The following is a 16,641-nucleotide window of genomic DNA, read 5'->3' as shown; positions in this document are numbered from 1 at the left end:
GAACAAAAGGGTCCACGGCCAAGCTGGGGCGATGGACGACGACAGCCGCAAGGACCGCTGGGAGCGGCTCACCGAGATCCCGCTCGGCCTGACCTCGGTGCTGTACCTCGCCGCGTACGCGGTCCGCGTCCTGGCACACGGTCTGCCCACCGGCCGGCGGGACATCTGCCTTGCCGTTCTGTTCGCCTCCTGGACGGTGTTCGTCGTCGACTACGCCGTGCGCTGCCGGCTGAGCGGACAGGGGCCCCGTTTCGTACGGACGCACTGGCTGGACGCTGTGGTCGTGGTCCTGCCGCTGCTGCGTCCGCTGCGCGTCGTCAAGGTCTACGAGGCCGTACAGCGTCGGCGTGGGGAGCCCCGGCTCGCCCTGTACTCACGGGTGATCGTGTACGCGGGCCTGTCTGTCGCACTGCTCGGGTTCGCCGGCGCCCTCGCCGTCTACCAGCAGGAGCATGCGGCGCCGGGCGCGACGATACGGACCTTCGGTGACGCGGTGTGGTGGACCTGCGCGACGCTCGCGACGGTCGGATACGGGGATGTGGCGCCGGTGACGCCCGCGGGGCGGACGATCGCGGTCGGACTGATGGCGTGTGGCCTCGCGCTTCTCGGCGCGGTGACGGGGTCGTTCTCGTCGTGGCTGCTGCAGGTGTTCTCGCGTGAGGGATACGAAAAGCCCCCGGGGAGCTGAAGGAGCTCCCCGGGGGCCTCGAGGACGGGTGTCAGACCTGCGCCCGCTCCTCCACGACCTTCGCGATCTTGGCGATCGCCTCGTCGAGAGGGATGCCGTTCTCCTGCGAGCCGTCGCGGTAGCGGAAGGAGACGGCGCCGGCCGCCATGTCCTCGTCGCCCGCGATGACCATGAAGGGCACCTTCTGCTTCTGCGCGTTGCGGATCTTCTTCTGCATACGGTCGGAGGACGAGTCGACCTCGACGCGCAGCCCCTTCCGCTTCGCCTCGGCGGCGAACTTCTCCAGGTACTCGACGTGCGCGTCGCCGATCGGGATGCCGATCGCCTGCACGGGCGCCAGCCAGGCCGGGAACGCGCCCGCGTAGTGCTCCAGGAGCACCGCGAAGAAGCGCTCGATCGAGCCGAACAGGGCGCGGTGGATCATCACCGGGCGCTGCTTGGTGCCGTCGGGGCCGGTGTACTCCAGGTCGAAACGCTCCGGCAGGTTGAAGTCGAGCTGCACGGTCGACATCTGCCAGGTGCGGCCGATGGCGTCCTTGGTCTGGACGGAGATCTTCGGGCCGTAGAACGCGGCGCCGCCCGGGTCCGGGACCAGCGGGAGGCCCTGCTTCTCGGCCACCTTCCGCAGCGTCTCGGTGGCCTCCTCCCAGACCTCGTCGGAGCCGACGAACTTCTCGGGGTCCTTGGTCGACAGCTCCAGGTAGAAGTCGGTGAGGCCGTAGTCGCGCAGCAGGTTCAGGACGAAGGTGAGCGTCTTGTCGAGCTCGTCCGCCATCTGCTCCTTGGTGCAGTAGATGTGCGCGTCGTCCTGGGTGAAGCCGCGGGCACGGGTCAGGCCGTGTACGACGCCCGACTTCTCGTAGCGGTAGACCGTGCCGAACTCGAAGAGCCTCAAGGGCAGTTCACGGTACGAGCGGCCGCGCGCGTCGAAGATCAGGTTGTGCATCGGACAGTTCATGGGCTTGAGGTAGTAGTCCACGCCCTCGTCGAGCTGCATGGGCGGGTACATGCCGTCGGCGTACCAGTCCAGGTGGCCCGAGGTCTCGAAGAGCTTCCCCTTGGTGGCGTGCGGGGTGTAGACGAACTCGTAGCCCTCCTCCTCGTGCCGGCGGCGCGAGTAGTCCTCCATGACCCGGCGGATGACACCGCCCTTGGGGTGGAAGACGGCGAGGCCGGAGCCGATCTGCTCGGGGATGGAGAACAGGTCGAGCTCGCTGCCCAGTTTGCGGTGATCGCGCTTCTCGGCCTCGGCGAGGAAGTCGAGGTGCGCCTTCAGCTCGTCCTTGGACGGCCACGCGGTGCCGTAGATGCGCTGGAGCATGGGGTTCTTCTCGCTGCCGCGCCAGTAGGCGGCGGCGTTGCGCATCAGCTTGAACGCCGGGATGTAGCGGGTGGTGGGCAGGTGGGGACCGCGGCAGAGGTCCTTCCAGCACAGCTCGCCGGTCTTGGCGTCGAGGTTGTCGTAGATGGTCAGCTCGCCGCCGCCCACCTCGACGTCCGCCCCGTCGTCCGTGGACGCGGCGCCCTTGATGCCGATGAGCTCCAGCTTGTACGGCTCGGACGCCAGCTCCTCGCGAGCCGCCTCGTCGGTCACCACACGGCGGGAGAAGCGCTGGCCGCGCTTCTGGATCTCCTGCATCTTCTTCTCGATGGCCTTGAGGTCATCGGGGTGGAAGGGCTTCTCGACGTCGAAGTCGTAGTAGAAGCCGTCCTTGACCGGCGGGCCGATGCCCAGCTTGGCCTCGGGGAAGAGCTCCTGCACGGCCTGCGCCATGACGTGCGCGGTGGAGTGGCGCAGGATGTTGAGACCGTCCTCCGAGGAGATCTCGACCGGCTCGATCTCCTCGCCGTCCCGCACGGCGTACGCCAGGTCCTTCAGCTCGCCGCCGACGCGGGCCGCGACGATGGTGCGCTGCCCGTCGAAGAGGTCGGCGGCCGTAGTCCCCGTCGTCACCACTCGCTCTTCCCGCTCGGAATCGCGTTGGATGATCACACGGACGTCTGACACCGGTCTCTCCTGACTGAGGTGGGCGCGTACACGTGCGCGTACGCAGACAGGAATCGTACCGAGCCTCGGGTCCCGTTCGCTAAACGGTTAAGCGCCACCCCGTTTCAGTCCCCGCTGCACGCCTCCTCGAAGAAGGCCGTGATCTCTGCGGTCTCCTGGAGCGACTTCATCAACCGGTCCCGCTCGGCCTCGTCAACCTGTACCGGTACGACCCCCGAGGCGTCCGTGAGCCGGCGGAAGCCGCCCCGGCTCTCCAGCCGCCCGTGCACCCGCACCGGCAGCCCGACCAGATGGGCGTGGCCGGCTATCCGGTACGCCTCCTCGTCGAGCGTCATCCGGATGTACGGGACCTCCGCCCCGGCGATGACCTTCAGCCGTACGCTGCCCTCGCCGCGCTGCCCGGACCTGCGCATCAGGACGACGGCGCCCGTGACGCGCACCGGCACGGAGGGCTCCTCGCGCAGGAAGCGGGCCCCGGCCTCGCGCAGCACGGGCAGGTCGCCGGGCGAGAACTCGACGGACTCGGTGGGAGCGGCGCAGCCTTCGGGGACGCCGGCCGCGGGCGCCCACTCGACGGCGACCCGTGCGCCCTCGGTGCCGCGTACGAGAGCCACCAGGGCTTCCGTGAGCTCGCGGCTGACGCCTGCCTCGACAGCCGCGTCGAAGGCGTCCATGCCGCCGGTGGCCCGCTGGTAGTCGATGGCCTCGCGGGCGGCGTAGAGCGCCTGGTGCAGGCGTACGGCGAAGGGGCGCCCGGTGTCGACGGGCACGAAGGCGGTGAGCTGGCGTCCGTCGGGCTCGGCGCCGACGAGGACGCTCTCCAGGGCGGCGACGGCGGGCCTGCGGTGGCGGGCGCCGTAGTAGCCCGCACGCGCGCGCGTGGCCAGGGCCCCGGCCAGCAGCATCTGACGGGCGGCGGCGCGCAGTTGTTCCTCGACGGTCCAGGGCGTGACGCCCACGGGTCCGCTCGGGACATCGCGGCACCAGCGGATCTCGTCGCTGGGCACGGCGAGCGCGATGAGGACGTCGCGCGCGGAGGGGGAGGCGCTGCGCGAGAGCGCGACGAGTGCCTCGCCGAGCAGGTCGTCACTGTCGGGGAAGGCCCGGCTTTCCGGTACGAGCAGGCTCGTACCGCCGCCGCCGGGCCCTGGTGGGGTCCAGCGGCCGTACCGTCCGGGTGCCCCGCCGCGCCGCTGCCAGCCGTGCCGGTGCAGCAGCGCGCTGAGCACTGCGGGGTCGACCTTGTCGGGCTCGGGTGGTTCGTTCCACTGGGCGTCGACCGGATGCGGCCTCACCGGCCGCAGTACCTCGTCGATCGGGCGGTGCGTCACGGTTTTCCTCCCGTCCCGATCCGCGTCATCATCTCGCAGAGCGCTCTGTCGTCGAAGATGCGCGCGGTCGGTATGCGGACGGTGGTCCTGCGCCGGCCGGTGACGGCGTGGCCGGCGAGGTTGATCCAGTAGCAGCAGTGGCGCAGGTCGAGGCGGTCGTGGCCGGCGCGCAGCCACTCGTCCTGCGATCTGGGCACCAGCATCACGACCAGTATTTTGTGCACCGAGACCGGGGTGCGGGCCAGCTTCTCCAGGTGAGCGTTGTCGAGCGTGAAGGAGAAGGCCGGGCCCGGTGGGTTCGGCGGTATCTGGTACGTGCACTTGAGCTGCACCTTGATGGTGACTTCGTCGTCGACCGTGTGCCCGGGGGCGCTGTGGCTGACGTGCCAGTCGATGCCGTTGTCGGGAAACGGCTGGGACAGCGAGCAGCCTGCGGCCGCCGCGACGGCGTGCAGATAACCCACCTGCAGTGTCTCCATGCAGGCGGTGGTGGCGAGTGAGCCTCTGTGGGGTGCTGTGCGCTGGGGCAGCAGCCCTCCCCACTCGGGCTGCGCGAGTGCCATGAGTCCAACAGCCTTCCAAACCAGGTGTATCCCCGCGACGGGCCGCTGAACTGCGAAGACCCGTATCTCTGTTGTCTCCTCCCGGCGTACGACGCAAACAGCCCGGGTATCACCAAACTGGCAGAAGACGGCGCGTCAGCTGCCTTGGGTGAACGAGGAGTTGTGTTCGTATGACGTGCTGGTACGAGGGCCCCTTGGCCGCGTTCGACACGGAGACCACCGGCGTGGACGTCGAGACCGACCGGATAGTGTCGGCCGCCGTCGTCGTCCAGGATGCTCCGGGCACCCGTCCCCGGGTGACCCGGTGGCTGGTGAACCCGGGAGTGCCGGTGCCCGCGGGGGCGACGGCGGTGCACGGGCTGACGGATGAGCATCTGCAATGCAACGGCCGCTGGCCGTCGCCCGTGGTGGACGAGATAGCGAGGGAGCTGGCCGAACAGGCCGCGGCGGGCCGCCCGCTCGTGGTGATGAACGCTCCCTTCGATCTGACCCTGCTGGACCGGGAGTTGCGCCGTCATCGCGCTTCGTCACTCGACCGCTGGTTCGAGGCGAAGCCGCTGCGCGTGCTCGACCCCCGGGTCCTCGACAAGCATCTGGACCGCTATCGCAAGGGCCGGCGCACGCTCACCGACCTCTGCGCGCACTACGGCGTGGAGTTGGAGGGCGCGCACGACGCGGCGGCCGACGCGCTGGCCTCGATGGATGTCGTACGGGCGGTCGGGCGCCGGTTCCCGGCCCGCCTGGAGCGGCTGTCCCCGGCCGAACTGCACACCCTGCAGGCCGTGTGGCACGCGGCTCAGGCGCGCGGCCTGCAGGCGTGGTTCGCGCGCAGCGGCTCGGAGGAGTCGGTGGATCCGGCGTGGCCGCTGCGCCCGGACCTGCAGGAGGCAGCCTGAAAAGCGGAAGCACACAAGCACACAGAAAAACCGGTCCGTCTGTGACGGACCGGTCTTCTCCGGGTGGGCGATACTGGGTTCGAACCAGTGACCTCTTCGGTGTGAACGAAGCGCTCTCCCACTGAGCTAATCGCCCGGGAACGCACCGAACAATACAGGTCTCGGAGGGTGTCGTTCAAACCGCTTCGTCCAAACCGCTTCCAGGTGCGCCCGGAGCTTCCAGGTATGCCCTGAGTCCGCGCCGCCCCGCGCGCATCATCAGCGCGTGATTGGCGCGGAAGACGGGCCGCCCGGGCACGGCGAGGCGCCGCAGCAAAGGCTTGTTCACCTCGGCCTCCTGGTCGTACTGGGCCCGGGTACCGGCCCCGTCGGCGGTGAGCGTCCAGCGCGCCCAGCCGTTGATGTCGCCGGACATCGAGATCTCCAGGACGCCGCCGTCCGGATCGCGGCACACCTCACGCCCGGTGAACGTCATGTCGTACGGCAGCGTCGATCGGATCCGGATGACACCGCTGTGGTCGTCGATGCGGGTCACCTCGCGCACCTGCGGCCACCAGCGCGGATACTCCTCGGCCCGCTCCAGTGCGACGTACACGTCGGCCGGCGGCGCGGGCAGGTCCCACACGCTGTGGAAACGGTAACGGATCCAGTCCATGTACGGAGTGTGCCCGCCCGGGAGATGAGTACCGACTGAGTATGCGCACTCATGCCGGGCAACGTGACCGGGACCACACTCCTCGGCATGACCCATATCCCGCCCCCGGCCGAGGAGTTGCGGTTCCTCGACACCGAGCTGGGGCAACTCGACGCACGCCGGGCCCAGTTGCTGGCCCGCCGCGCATGGCTGATCCATGCGCTGTATCCGGTGCCCGCACCCCGGCCCGCCGACGTACGCCGGCAGCCCGAGACCACGGCGCCCAGTGTCCAGAACGTGCTCCTGATCCTCGGCGGCATCTTGCTGACCATCGCCGCGATCGCTTTCACCCTGGTCAGCTGGGGCCACCTGGGCATCGCCGGACGGGCTCTGGTGCTGGGCGCGCTGACGCTGGCCGCGCTGGGCGCGCCCGCGCCGCTCCTCAAGCGGGGGCTGCGCTCGACCGCGGAGTCGGTGGCGGGTCTGGGTCTCGCGCTGACGGTCCTTGACTCCTACGCGCTGTACGAGGTGGCGCTCCCGGAGACGGACGGCCTCGGGTACGCGGCCGTGGCGTCGGCGGTACTGGCCGTGGCATGGGCGGCGTACGGGCTGACGCTCGGCGCGCTGGTCTCGGCGCCGGACACCGGTCGACTGCACCTGCCTTTGCCTCTCGCGACGGCGACGGCCCAGCTCCCGCTGCTCCTCTGGGCGGGCGCGGCCGGCGCGGGCGCCCACACCGTGACGGCCGCGCTGCTGCTGACGGCGGCGTTCGACACGGTTCTCGCCCTCCGGTCACCCGTGAAGTCCGTACGCGTCGTCGCGACCGTGGGCGCGTGCGTCATGGGTGGCTGGGGCACCTTTGCCGCCGGCTGGCTGTCCACGGCCTCCGGCACGAGCGCCGCCGCCCGTGCGGCGGCGCTCCTCCTCTTCGCCGCGGCGATCGCCCTGACCGCGGCGTGGCACGCCCCGAAGCCGCGCGTCGGCACCGGCATCGCGCTGACCGGAGGCCTGATCTCGGTCGCCGGTGCCGGTGGCGTCCTGCGCTCGTCGCTGCCCGACACATGGACGGTTCCCGGCTATCTGGTGTGCGGTGTCGCCCTGTTGGCGGTCCTGCACACCCGCCTTCCCGAGCCCTTGCGGCACGGTCTCGCCCGGGCGTCCGGCTGTGTGCAGGCCGTCGCGGTGCTGTGGGCACTGTCCACGGTCGCCATCGCTCTTCTTGGCCCGGTCGACTGGGTCCGCAGCGCGTGGTCCGGATCCCCTGCGACCGCCCGCGACGCGGTGACGACCGAACTGCCCTGGCCCCCGAACGCGGCCACGGCACCTCTCGTACTCGCACTCGTCGCCGCCGTCCTGGCGGTGGCGGCCCGCGGCACGGTCTCCTGGCGTCCGCAGGCCCTGACCGGCGCGCTGACGTTGGTCTGGGCAACGGCGCTCATCATCCCCGCAGCTTTCGAACTCCCCTATGCGGCAGGCCTGTTGGCGCAGCTCCTGGTGACTGCGGCTCTCGTGGCGTACGCACTTCGGTCTCCGCGGCTCCCAACGCTTCCCGCGCCCGTACCTCTCGTCGCCCTCTGTCTCTCCCTCCTCACCTCTCTCAGCCTCGCCCTCCTCGCCCTGGCCTCCAGGCCGGCGACTCTGAGCGTCCTGGCCACGCTCACCGCCCTGTTCGCGGTCGCCGCCCGGCAATCGCGCCTCGGCCCGGTCACCGCACCGGCTTCACTCGGCCACGCCACCGCCCTCGCCTGTGCCGTGGGGGCAGCTCTCGGCTGGCCGTCGCAGCAGACCGCGCTGCTCGTCCTCGTGGTGCCCGTCGCCGCCGTACTGCTCGCGGCCCGCCTCGGCGCCTCCCCGACGACCCTTTCCATGGAAGTCACCGGAGCCACCGCCGCGCTGCTCGCCGTCGGACTCACGGTCACCGATCCGCCGATGCTGGCCCTGGTCCTGGCCCTCTGCGGAGTGATCGCCGCGGGCACGGCCGTACGAGAGGACCGGCGCCCCGTCGGCTACGCGGCAGCCGCCCTGTTCGTGCTGGCCACCTGGGTGCGCCTGGCGTCCTGGGACGTCGGCTCACCGGAGGCGTACACCCTTCCGGTGACCGTCCCGGCACTGCTCGTCGGGGTGATCCGGCGCGGCAAGGACACCCGGGCCTCGTCCTGGACGGCATACGGACCGGGCATCGCCGTCACTCTCGTCCCGAGCCTCTTCGCGGCATGGGGGGACACGCACTGGCTGCGCCCGCTGCTGCTCGGCGGCGCGGCACTCACGGTCACCCTCGTGGGCGCCCGGCACCGCCTCCAGGCACCGCTCGTCCTGGGCGGCACGGTGCTCGCCCTCGACGCCCTGCACGAACTCGCCCCGTACATCGCGCAGGTGGCCGGCGCGCTCCCCCGTTGGGCGCCTCCCGCGCTCGCCGGCCTGCTGCTGCTCGCACTGGGTGCGACGTACGAGCGCCGGATCCGGGACGCGCGGCGAGTACGGGAGGCGCTGGGAAGGATGCGCTGACGGAGGGCCTGTTCTGACGGAGGCACAGAGGGTGGCGAATTGTTCGTCCCAGGTCCGACCCTGTTCGGGCCTGTTGACGGATTCCTCAAATACCTTCTCGTCGACGACAATTGACATGGTGTTGGATCTGACGGGTACTCGGAGATGTTTCCCTTTGGGGCTCGATGTGGAACAGCACAGTTCTCTTGTCGTACTTCGGAAGAAATCCCACGGTGTTTGGAATACGTCCGGAGGATTTCCAGTCCTCGACGCGACATCGATGCGCTCGCCGCATGAATCGATTTGGGTAAGCGCTTGCCGCACACGGTGCGGAGAGCTCCGGGTGAGCGCCGGGACAGGACTCACCCAGGCAGAAACGACGAAGGCGGCCCGGTCCACGTCGTACGTGGGGATGGGCCGCCTGACGCGGTGGTGGGCGATACTGGGATCGAACCAGTGACCTCTTCGGTGTGAACGAAGCGCTCTCCCGCTGAGCTAATCGCCCGGGCGCACGGAGAACATTACCCCATGTCAGAGGGTGGCTTCGACCGGCCGAGGAACCGTCGGAGGCCCCTAGTGCGGAGCGTCACTCCTTGATGTTCCAGGGCATCTCGAAGCCGAACTTCCAGACGTAGACGGCGACGAAGGCCACGATGATCACGAGCCCGATCGTCGTGAGGATGATGTTGCGGCGCCGCACCTTGGGATCGAGCGCACGCTGCGTCGCCTCGGTCACTTTGCGTTTCGTCCAGCGGAGCACCAGCTGCGCCCAGACGAACTCGGTCGCCCAGATCGCCATGCCGCCGAAGATCACCAGCCAGCCGGGGCCCGGCAGCGGAAGCATGATCACGCCCGCGCCGACCACCGCGAGCCCCACGACGAAAACGCCCACCTGCCAGCTCAGGTGCAACGTGCGACGCGCCTTGATGAAATGCGGCGCCCGTGAACCGAGCGGTCGCTCGACCTTCGTCCCGTCCTCAACCGTGGCGATCTCGCCCGGCTCGTCACTCCCCGTATTCATACGACCAAACCCTACCCGAGAGAAACCAGTCACCGGAATGGTCCTATCCGGCGAACGAGCTCTCGGCCGGATGAGTTACGTAAAGGCACGCAAAACACTCAGAGGGGTTTACAACGGCACCGTAGGTGGCATGTCGATTTCGCCGACGTGCGAATCCCCGAGCGCACACTGAGCGAAAGGCCCTGGCGCTTATGAACACCACGGTCAGCTGCGAGCTGCACCTGCGCCTCGTTGTGTCGAGCGAGTCCTCACTGCCTGTTCCCGCAGGACTGCGGTATGACACGGCCGATCCCTACGCCGTGCACGCCACCTTCCACACCGGAGCCGAGGAAACCGTCGAGTGGGTGTTCGCCCGCGACCTCCTGGCCGAGGGCCTGCACAGGCCCACCGGTACCGGCGACGTCCGAGTCTGGCCGTCCCGGAGCCACGGCCAGGGCGTCGTGTGCATCGCCCTGAGCTCCCCAGAGGGCGAAGCCCTGCTCGAGGCCCCTGCGCGGGCCCTGGAGTCGTTCCTGAAGCGAACGGACGCCGCCGTGCCCCCCGGCACGGAACACCGGCACTTCGATCTCGACACGGAGCTCTCACACATCCTGGCCGAGAGCTGACGAGATACCTCAGAGCCGCCCGGCGCCGTCCACTCGGGGAGACGGCTCGGGCCTGGACAACCGAATAGGGAACACACCGGCGCCGTCGCCGCGGATCTCCGCGGGGGCGGCGCCGGTGCGTGTGCCCGGCAAACCCCGGGGACCGCACGCCGGCCCACCCCGGTGACCCCGGCCGGAACAGGCACCACTCCCCCGCGCCGCGAAGCCACTACCATCGGCCAGCATCGGGCGGGCGCCAGCCCGACCCCCAGGCCAGGGAGCGAATCGTGCTGATCACCCACGACACCCGGTGCGCCCTCGACGCCGTGGTGGATCTGGTGAACACCGCGCCGGAGGACCACACGACGGACGACGGCCTCGCGAATGTCGCCGCTCTCGCCGATTTCGTACGAAAGCACGAGATCAGCGATGTCGGCGTGCTGTCGGAGTACGACCTCGCCGCCGTGCACAGGGTTCGCGACCGGTTCTCCGGCATCTTCGCCGCCGCCGATCCGCGGTTCGCCGCCGGTCTCATCAACGAGCTGATCGCCGCCGCGGGCACCACGCCCCGGCTCACCGACCACGACGGCTACGACTGGCACGTGCACTACTTCGCGCCGGGCGCCTCGATCGCCGACCACCTCGCGGCCGACTGCGGGATGGCGCTGGCCTTCTTCGTGGTGGCGGGGGAGCAGGAGAGGCTCCGCCGCTGCGAGGCCCCCGACTGCCGGCGCGCCTTCGTCGACCTGTCCCGCAACCGCTCCCGTCGCTACTGCGACAGCCGCACCTGCGGAAACCGCCTCCACGTGGCCGCATATCGCGCACGCCGCAAGGAAGCAGCGGGCTGACGGGCGCATCCCTTCGGGCCGGCACCAGGAGAGGGGGCCGTCCCTTCAGGCCCGGCACAAGGGAGTGGGCCCATCCCCGCAGGCTCACGCCGGGGGTACGGCGGGTTGACGGAGCCCTCGGCGGGTGGCGCCAGGGGCTCCGTGTACGGCTCAGAGCAGCAGCAGGTCGTGCAGCGAAGCCATGAGCAGGAGACAGCCGATCACCGCTAGGAAGATCATCAGCGGTGGCTGGGAGAGCGCGAAGAGACAACCACGCCGCTCCTCGGGCGGGGCGGCGGTGTCGCTCTGTGTTGTGTCCAGCATCTCGCGGGCGATGATGACGCAGCAAACTCCCGCTGTCGATCAACACGCCCGGAAAATACGGGAGTTCGCCGGATCACGTGATGACGACGCTCGAACGTGACCGGTTACGCGCGCTCCGCGCGCCTCTGTGTCGTTTCAGTCGGTCATGGCCCGGTCATATGCCGTGCTTCTTCAGGATGGCCTCGATGTCGCTGAAGTCATCCCCCGAGCCGGTGGCGCGAGGTGTCGTCGCCGACTGGGCAGCGGGGCGGGCGGCCGGGCCCAGCGAGGGCGCCGAGGCCGCGGGGGCCACCGCCTCACGCTGGGCGGCGCGTGCCGCCTTGCGTTCCTTTCGGGTGCCGCCGCCGCGTCGCTCCACGGCGCGTGTGGTCATGAACAACAGCCAGGCGCCGCCGAGCACGACGAAGCCCGCCCATGCGGTCGGACTGAACGCCGTGTCGGCCAGCCAGCCGACGACGCCGGTCATCACCAGGCCGACCGGCACGAGTGAGTAGGCGGCGATGCGCGCGGCCGCGAGGAAGCGCTTGCGGTAGGCGGTCACCGCGGCGATGCCCAGGCCTGCCGCGGAGACGGCGGAACAGACGGTTTCGGCGATCATCCGGTCCTCCAGGCAGGGGCTCGGTCGGGCGAAGTCGGTTCGTCCCCATCCATCCTGCACCGCCCGACACCCGATATGCCATGCCCTGGGCGGACCTCAGGGAGATCTCGGGGTCGGCGTCCTCCCCAGGTCCCGGTCACAGCGCGCAGGCAGAGGCCCTCGTCGGTCCCGATTGGGGCACTCGCGCCGGGGCTGGAAGACTGACACCCATGAACGACTCCTCATCCGCACGTCCGGCCGCCGTCCTGGACGTCTGGTGCGAACTGCAGTGCCCCGAATGCCACAGCGCCCTCGACGACCTGCGGGCACTGCGCGCCCGCTACGGCGACCGCCTGGAGCTGCGGCTGCGGCATTTCCCGCTGGAGAAGCACAAGCACGCGTTCGCCGCGGCGCAGGCCGCCGAGGAGGCCACGGAGCAGGGGCAGGCGTGGCCGTACATCGAGGCGGTGCTCGGCCGCGTCGAGGAACTGAACCGTCAGGGCGAACCCTTCCTGGTCGAGGTCGCCCGTGAACTGGGCCTGGACGCCGAAGAGTTCGACACCGCCCTGATCGACGGCCGGCACATCCTGATCGTCGACGCCGACCAGGCCGAGGGCAAGGCCATCGGCGTGACCGGCACCCCGACGTACGTCATCGGCGGCGAACTCCTCGATGGCGGCAAGAGCCAGCAAGGCCTGCGCGAACGCATCGAGGAGATCACCGACCGTCTGCTGACCTAGGTCGGCTAGGCCTGTCGTCACATTCCCGTCGTCGCCCGGAGGGCGGCCTCGCGCCCGCTGCGGCAGCAGCCTGTGTCGCAGTAGGTGCGTGCTCTCGGTGTGCCGGGCCTGGACCCTCGTACGGGACGTACTTGGGTCTGCGCCCGGTGCGGCGAGAGGGCGTGCATGGCGTCGCGAGGCAGACGGGAATGTGACGACAGGGCCTAGCAGGAGGCGTCACTCGGACACTCGGCCCCCTGTCGCCTCGTACTACAGAAGGCTCTTGTAGAGGTGGTACACCGTCGTCTCGTAGCCGAGCGACTCGTAGAGCCGCTCGGCCGGGGTGTTGCCCGCGAAGACGTTGAGGGCGATACGGCTCCTCCCGGCGGCCACAGCCTGGGCCTCGGCCAACAGCATGAGCGTACGGCCGTACCCCTTGCCACGGTGCGCCGCGCGGACCTCGACGTTGTAGACGAAGGCGCTTCCGTCGCGCTCGCCCAGCCACAGGTCGCCGACCAGCTTGTCCTCGTGTTCCAGGACGCTGAGCAGCATGTTCTCGGTGGCGAGTCCCTGGGGCAGCAACTGATCGTGACTCTCGTTCGACTTGGCGTACGCCTCCGCCTCCGGCACACCGCGGCTGATCCAGTCCTGCGCGTAGCCCTCCCTGCCCTCCAGGTCCCAGGGCTCGTACTCGGCCTGTGTCATGGGGCGGCCACGGCTGCCGGCGGGCAGTTCCGGCGGGAGCTCCTCGCCGAGCGCCTTCTCCATCCAGCGGTTGCGGGTGACGTACCCGAGCGCCTTGGTGAGCCGGAGCCCGGCCTCGGCGCCGGAGGGAACAGAGGTCTCGATCCGCTCGCAGCCCCAGCCGCGCGCCACCTCCTCCGCGGCGAGCGCTGCCACCGTGCCCCGGCCGCGTCCACGGTCCGGCGCCTCGATGCGGAGCTCGCGGATCTGGGCGACGGCCGGCCCGAAGACGGGATGGGTCGCGAGGTGTATGGCGCCCACCGGACGACTGTTGACACACACTTGGTAGCGACGCGAACGCGTCCCGTCGGCGGCGTGCTGGAGCGGCTCGGTCGGCCGCAGGGTGGTGGTCATCAGTGGTGTTGTACCCGCCCTGCGGCCTGCCGTCATCCCGGTTTCCGCGACATGGGTGTCCTACAGGTGGCCTACGGGTCGAGATCGTTTCCGGCCCGCTCGTCGAAGATCCGCATCGCCTTGGCCGTCACCGGGCCCGGCGCGCCCGGGAGTTCGCGGGTGTCGACCCGGTGCACGGCCTGCACATCCCGGAGCGTGGAGGTCAGGAAGACCTCCTCGGCGGACTCCAGGACATCGAGCGGCAGATCGGTCTCCTTGGCGCCCGTCCACTCGACGGCGAGCGCGCGCGTGATGCCGGCGAGGCAGCCGGAAGCGAGGGGCGGCGTGTGGATCTCGCCGTCGAGGACGACGAAGACGTTCGACCCCGTGCCCTCGCACAGCCGGCCCACCGTGTTGGCGAACAGCGCCTCGGACGCACCCTGTTCGCGCGCGCGGGCCAGAGCGACGACGTTCTCGGCGTACGAGGTGGTCTTGAGGCCGGTCAGGGCGCCGCGCTCGTTGCGGGTCCAGGGGACGGTGATCACGGCTGTGGAGTCGGGGCGCCGGCCGGACTCGCCGAGGGCGACGACCAGGGTCGGGCCGTGCTCACCGCGGTCGGAGCCGAGCGGTCCGTGGCCGCCGGTGTACGTGATCCGCAGTCGGCCGAGCGGCATCGGGTTGGCGTCCAGCACGGCGGCGCAGGCGTGGCGCACCTCGTCGAGGTCGGGTTCGGGCAGCCCGAGGCCGCGTGCCGAGCGGGCCAGCCGGTCGAGGTGGCGGGTCAGCGCGAACGGCCGCCCGTCGACCGCCTTCACGGTCTCGAAGATGCCGTCGCCCACGGTCAGTCCGTGGTCGAAAACGGAGACGCGGGCGGCCTCGATGTCCTGCAGCCCGCCGTCGAGCCAGAGCTTCACTGAATTCCACCTCGCTGAAAAGTGCCGGGTCCGTCGTGCGACGTGCTGGACCGGCCGGGGGTCCGGCGCGCGGCGGAGCCGCTGTCCGGTGCCGCGTCCCCCGGATGGACACAGCACGTCAGGGTCCCCCACCTGCCTCGTACGCCCCCGACGCTACCGCGAGGAGCCTGGCGGCCTTCAGCTCGGTCTCCCTCCACTCCCCCGCCGGGTCGGAGCCCCAGGTGATGCCGGCGCCCGTGCCGAACCGCAGCACCCCTTCCCCCCGGTCGATCCAGAAGGTGCGGATGCCGACCGCGAGCTCCGCGGTGCCCCGCTCGGCGTCGACCCAGCCGATGCCTCCGCAGTAGGGGCCGCGCGGCGCGGTCTCCAGGGCCTCGATGATCCGCAGGGCGCTGGACTTGGGGGCACCGGTCACGGACCCCGGCGGGAAGGCGGCGGAGAGGAGCTCCGGCCAGCCCGCGTCCTCGCGCAGTTCGCCCTGGACGGTGGAGACGAGGTGGACCAGACCCGGGTGTTTCTCGACGACGCACAGGTCGGGGACGGTCACGCTGCCGGTGGCGCAGACCTTGCCGATGTCGTTGCGGACCAGGTCCACGATCATCACGTTCTCGGCGAAGTCCTTCTCCAGGAGGTCCGCCTCAGTGCGTCCGGTGCCCTTGATCGGGCCCGATTCGATGATTCGGCCCTCGCGGCGCAGGAAGAGTTCGGGGGACGCGGTGGCTGTTTCGACGCCGTGGCGGGGCAGCCGAATCGTTCCGGCGTACGGGGCCGGGTTGCCACGTGCGAGCAGGGCGGTGAGCGCGTCCACGTCGGCGTCGGGCGCGACGGGCGCGGACAGGACGCGGCAGAGGTTCGCCTGATAGACCTCGCCGGCTGCTATGTACGCGCGGATGCGGCGTACGCCCTCGATGTACGCGGCGCGGTCGAGGGACGACTTCCAGTCACCGGCCGTGGGACCCCGCCACTGCCCGGGCACCGGTGCCGGCACCGGCTCGTCCCGTATGTCCCGGAAACGGGCGCAGACAAGTCGTCCCTCGAAGTCGGCGGACACGGCCCAGAAGCCGGTGGAGTCCAGAGCCGATGCGTCGCTGGTCACATCGACAAGGCCGGTTGCGACGCGGCCGCCGAAGCGAGCGAGGGGAGGGAGGTCGAGCACACAGTCGAGTCTAGGGTGGGTGACCTGCGGGTGCCCCGGCCGTGTCCGTGGAGTGGACGTACCGCAGCACGCTGCACAAACGCGTTTTTGTGCTGGCCCCGGAATCCGCTAGAGTTCAACACGTCGCCGCGACGCGCAAGCCGAACGGAAACGACAAGCGGACGTAGCTCAGTTGGTAGAGCGCAACCTTGCCAAGGTTGAGGTCGCCAGTTCGAACCTGGTCGTCCGCTCGCAGGACGTGGGGGCTCTTCCTGATTCCCCACACTCCTGGTGGAGTGGCCGAGAGGCGAGGCAACGGCCTGCAAAGCCGTCTACACGGGTTCAAATCCCGTCTCCACCTCCAAGGACGATTAGCTCAGCGGGAGAGCGCTTCCCTGACACGGAAGAGGTCACTGGTTCAATCCCAGTATCGTCCACTGGTCCGCAAGGACTCGGTCCGCAAGGATCCCCGCGCGATTAGCTCAGCGGGAGAGCGCTTCCCTGACACGGAAGAGGTCACTGGTTCAATCCCAGTATCGTCCACTGGTCCGCAAGGACTCGGTCCGCAAGGATCCCCGCGCGATTAGCTCAGCGGGAGAGCGCTTCCCTGACACGGAAGAGGTCACTGGTTCAATCCCAGTATCGCGCACGCAGTGCCAGCAGTGCGCGTGGCTCAGGCCCCGTGACCCGCGCGATTAGCTCAGCGGGAGAGCGCTTCCCTGACACGGAAGAGGTCACTGGTTCAATCCCAGTATCGCGCACGCAGTGCCAGCAGTGCGCGTGGCTCAGGCCCCGTGACCCGCGCGATTAGCTCAGCGGGAGAGCGCTTCCCTGACACGGAAGAGGTCACTGGTTCAAT

The 16,641-nt window shown here is 69.9% G+C and carries 16 protein-coding genes and 8 tRNA genes; 12 read left to right on the top strand and 12 right to left on the bottom strand.

The features are described from left to right. Nucleotides 1-31: 31 nt before the first annotated feature. Nucleotides 32-688, top strand: a complete 657-nt coding sequence (locus tag ACFWP7_RS33225; protein ID WP_384389154.1) for a potassium channel family protein — start codon at nt 32-34, stop codon at nt 686-688. A gap of 31 nt (nt 689-719) precedes the next feature. On the opposite strand, the gene thrS is transcribed toward ACFWP7_RS33225, so the two are convergent. The 3 genes from thrS to ACFWP7_RS33210 form a co-directional block, all read right to left on the bottom strand. Next, nucleotides 720-2,696 (bottom strand): threonine--tRNA ligase, encoded by a 1,977-nt coding sequence (thrS, locus tag ACFWP7_RS33220; protein WP_384389151.1) that lies wholly within the window; start codon nt 2,694-2,696, stop codon nt 720-722. Between the two features lie 104 nt (nt 2,697-2,800). Then, nucleotides 2,801-4,027 carry a hypothetical protein gene (locus tag ACFWP7_RS33215; protein ID WP_384389148.1) on the bottom strand — a complete coding sequence of 409 codons (1,227 nt, stop codon included), beginning with the start codon at nt 4,025-4,027 and terminating at the stop codon, nt 2,801-2,803. Beyond that, nucleotides 4,024-4,590 carry a DUF4365 domain-containing protein gene (locus tag ACFWP7_RS33210; protein ID WP_384389145.1) on the bottom strand — a complete coding sequence of 189 codons (567 nt, stop codon included), beginning with the start codon at nt 4,588-4,590 and terminating at the stop codon, nt 4,024-4,026. Before ACFWP7_RS33210 ends, ACFWP7_RS33215 begins: the two co-directional genes overlap by 4 nt. 170 nt (nt 4,591-4,760) lie before the next feature. On the opposite strand from ACFWP7_RS33210, the gene ACFWP7_RS33205 reads away from it, so the two are divergent. Further along, nucleotides 4,761-5,486, top strand: a complete 726-nt coding sequence (locus tag ACFWP7_RS33205; RefSeq protein ID WP_384389142.1) for a 3'-5' exonuclease — start codon at nt 4,761-4,763, stop codon at nt 5,484-5,486. Between the two features lie 64 nt (nt 5,487-5,550). Here ACFWP7_RS33205 and ACFWP7_RS33200 read toward each other — a convergent pair. Beyond that, nucleotides 5,551-5,622 (bottom strand) — tRNA-Val (locus ACFWP7_RS33200). A gap of 39 nt (nt 5,623-5,661) precedes the next feature. Continuing rightward, nucleotides 5,662-6,141 (bottom strand): SRPBCC family protein, encoded by a 480-nt coding sequence (locus ACFWP7_RS33195; RefSeq protein WP_384389139.1) that lies wholly within the window; start codon nt 6,139-6,141, stop codon nt 5,662-5,664. An 87-nt stretch (nt 6,142-6,228) separates the two neighbouring features. Here ACFWP7_RS33195 and ACFWP7_RS33190 point away from each other — a divergent pair, with 87 nt between their 5' ends. Next, nucleotides 6,229-8,625, top strand: a complete 2,397-nt coding sequence (locus tag ACFWP7_RS33190; RefSeq protein ID WP_384389136.1) for an SCO7613 C-terminal domain-containing membrane protein — start codon at nt 6,229-6,231, stop codon at nt 8,623-8,625. A gap of 409 nt (nt 8,626-9,034) precedes the next feature. On the opposite strand, the gene ACFWP7_RS33185 is transcribed toward ACFWP7_RS33190, so the two are convergent. Both ACFWP7_RS33185 and ACFWP7_RS33180 read right to left on the bottom strand, forming a co-directional pair. Beyond that, nucleotides 9,035-9,109: transfer RNA gene (locus tag ACFWP7_RS33185), tRNA-Val, on the bottom strand. A gap of 81 nt (nt 9,110-9,190) precedes the next feature. After that, nucleotides 9,191-9,625, bottom strand: coding sequence for a TIGR02611 family protein (locus ACFWP7_RS33180; RefSeq protein ID WP_384389133.1), 435 nt, complete (start codon nt 9,623-9,625; stop codon nt 9,191-9,193). Between the two features lie 191 nt (nt 9,626-9,816). Here ACFWP7_RS33180 and ACFWP7_RS33175 point away from each other — a divergent pair, with 191 nt between their 5' ends. Next, entirely contained in the window at nt 9,817-10,230 is a 414-nt protein-coding gene (locus ACFWP7_RS33175) for an SsgA family sporulation/cell division regulator (protein ID WP_003959770.1), read from the top strand. A 266-nt stretch (nt 10,231-10,496) separates the two neighbouring features. Then, the gene (locus ACFWP7_RS33170) at nt 10,497-11,057 is read left to right on the top strand and encodes a CGNR zinc finger domain-containing protein (protein ID WP_384389130.1); all 561 of its coding nucleotides are present in this window, start codon (nt 10,497-10,499) and stop codon (nt 11,055-11,057) included. Nucleotides 11,058-11,207: 150 nt separating this feature from the next. Here ACFWP7_RS33170 and ACFWP7_RS33165 read toward each other — a convergent pair whose 3' ends face one another. Further along, nucleotides 11,208-11,360: a hypothetical protein gene (locus tag ACFWP7_RS33165; protein ID WP_010988207.1), complete on the bottom strand. Its 153-nt coding sequence runs from the start codon at nt 11,358-11,360 to the stop codon at nt 11,208-11,210. 154 nt (nt 11,361-11,514) lie between these two features. Further along, nucleotides 11,515-11,958 carry a hypothetical protein gene (locus ACFWP7_RS33160; protein ID WP_384389127.1) on the bottom strand — a complete coding sequence of 148 codons (444 nt, stop codon included), beginning with the start codon at nt 11,956-11,958 and terminating at the stop codon, nt 11,515-11,517. Between the two features lie 209 nt (nt 11,959-12,167). On the opposite strand from ACFWP7_RS33160, the gene ACFWP7_RS33155 reads away from it, so the two are divergent. Continuing rightward, complete coding sequence (locus ACFWP7_RS33155) at nt 12,168-12,677, top strand: DsbA family protein (RefSeq protein WP_384389124.1); 510 nt, start codon at nt 12,168-12,170, stop codon at nt 12,675-12,677. A 249-nt stretch (nt 12,678-12,926) separates the two neighbouring features. Here the strand turns inward: ACFWP7_RS33155 and ACFWP7_RS33150 are convergent, their stop codons facing one another. From ACFWP7_RS33150 to ACFWP7_RS33140, 3 genes are all read right to left on the bottom strand, one after another. Then, nucleotides 12,927-13,754 carry a GNAT family N-acetyltransferase gene (locus tag ACFWP7_RS33150; protein ID WP_384389121.1) on the bottom strand — a complete coding sequence of 276 codons (828 nt, stop codon included), beginning with the start codon at nt 13,752-13,754 and terminating at the stop codon, nt 12,927-12,929. Nucleotides 13,755-13,825: 71 nt separating this feature from the next. After that, on the bottom strand, nt 13,826-14,647 hold the full coding sequence (locus tag ACFWP7_RS33145) for an aminotransferase class IV (RefSeq protein WP_384389118.1): 822 nt from the start codon (nt 14,645-14,647) through the stop codon (nt 13,826-13,828). A gap of 118 nt (nt 14,648-14,765) precedes the next feature. After that, nucleotides 14,766-15,803, bottom strand: coding sequence for a chorismate-binding protein (locus ACFWP7_RS33140; RefSeq protein WP_384389115.1), 1,038 nt, complete (start codon nt 15,801-15,803; stop codon nt 14,766-14,768). 157 nt (nt 15,804-15,960) lie between these two features. Here ACFWP7_RS33140 and ACFWP7_RS33135 point away from each other — a divergent pair. From ACFWP7_RS33135 to ACFWP7_RS33110, 6 genes are all read left to right on the top strand, one after another. After that, a tRNA-Gly gene (locus tag ACFWP7_RS33135) sits at nt 15,961-16,033 on the top strand. Between the two features lie 39 nt (nt 16,034-16,072). Further along, nucleotides 16,073-16,146, top strand: a tRNA-Cys gene (locus tag ACFWP7_RS33130). A gap of 1 nt (nt 16,147) precedes the next feature. Then, nucleotides 16,148-16,219 (top strand) — tRNA-Val (locus ACFWP7_RS33125). A 37-nt stretch (nt 16,220-16,256) separates the two neighbouring features. After that, nucleotides 16,257-16,325, top strand: a tRNA-Val gene (locus ACFWP7_RS33120). 34 nt (nt 16,326-16,359) lie between these two features. Then, nucleotides 16,360-16,431 (top strand) — tRNA-Val (locus ACFWP7_RS33115). Between the two features lie 40 nt (nt 16,432-16,471). Then, nucleotides 16,472-16,543 (top strand) — tRNA-Val (locus tag ACFWP7_RS33110). Nucleotides 16,544-16,641 lie beyond the last annotated feature (98 nt).

It is taken from the genome of Streptomyces sp. NPDC058470 (genome assembly GCF_042721055.1).
Taxonomy (GTDB): domain Bacteria; phylum Actinomycetota; class Actinomycetes; order Streptomycetales; family Streptomycetaceae; genus Streptomyces.
The sequence above is the reverse complement of the archived record's forward strand: the minus strand, read 5'-3'. Positions and strand labels throughout refer to the sequence as shown.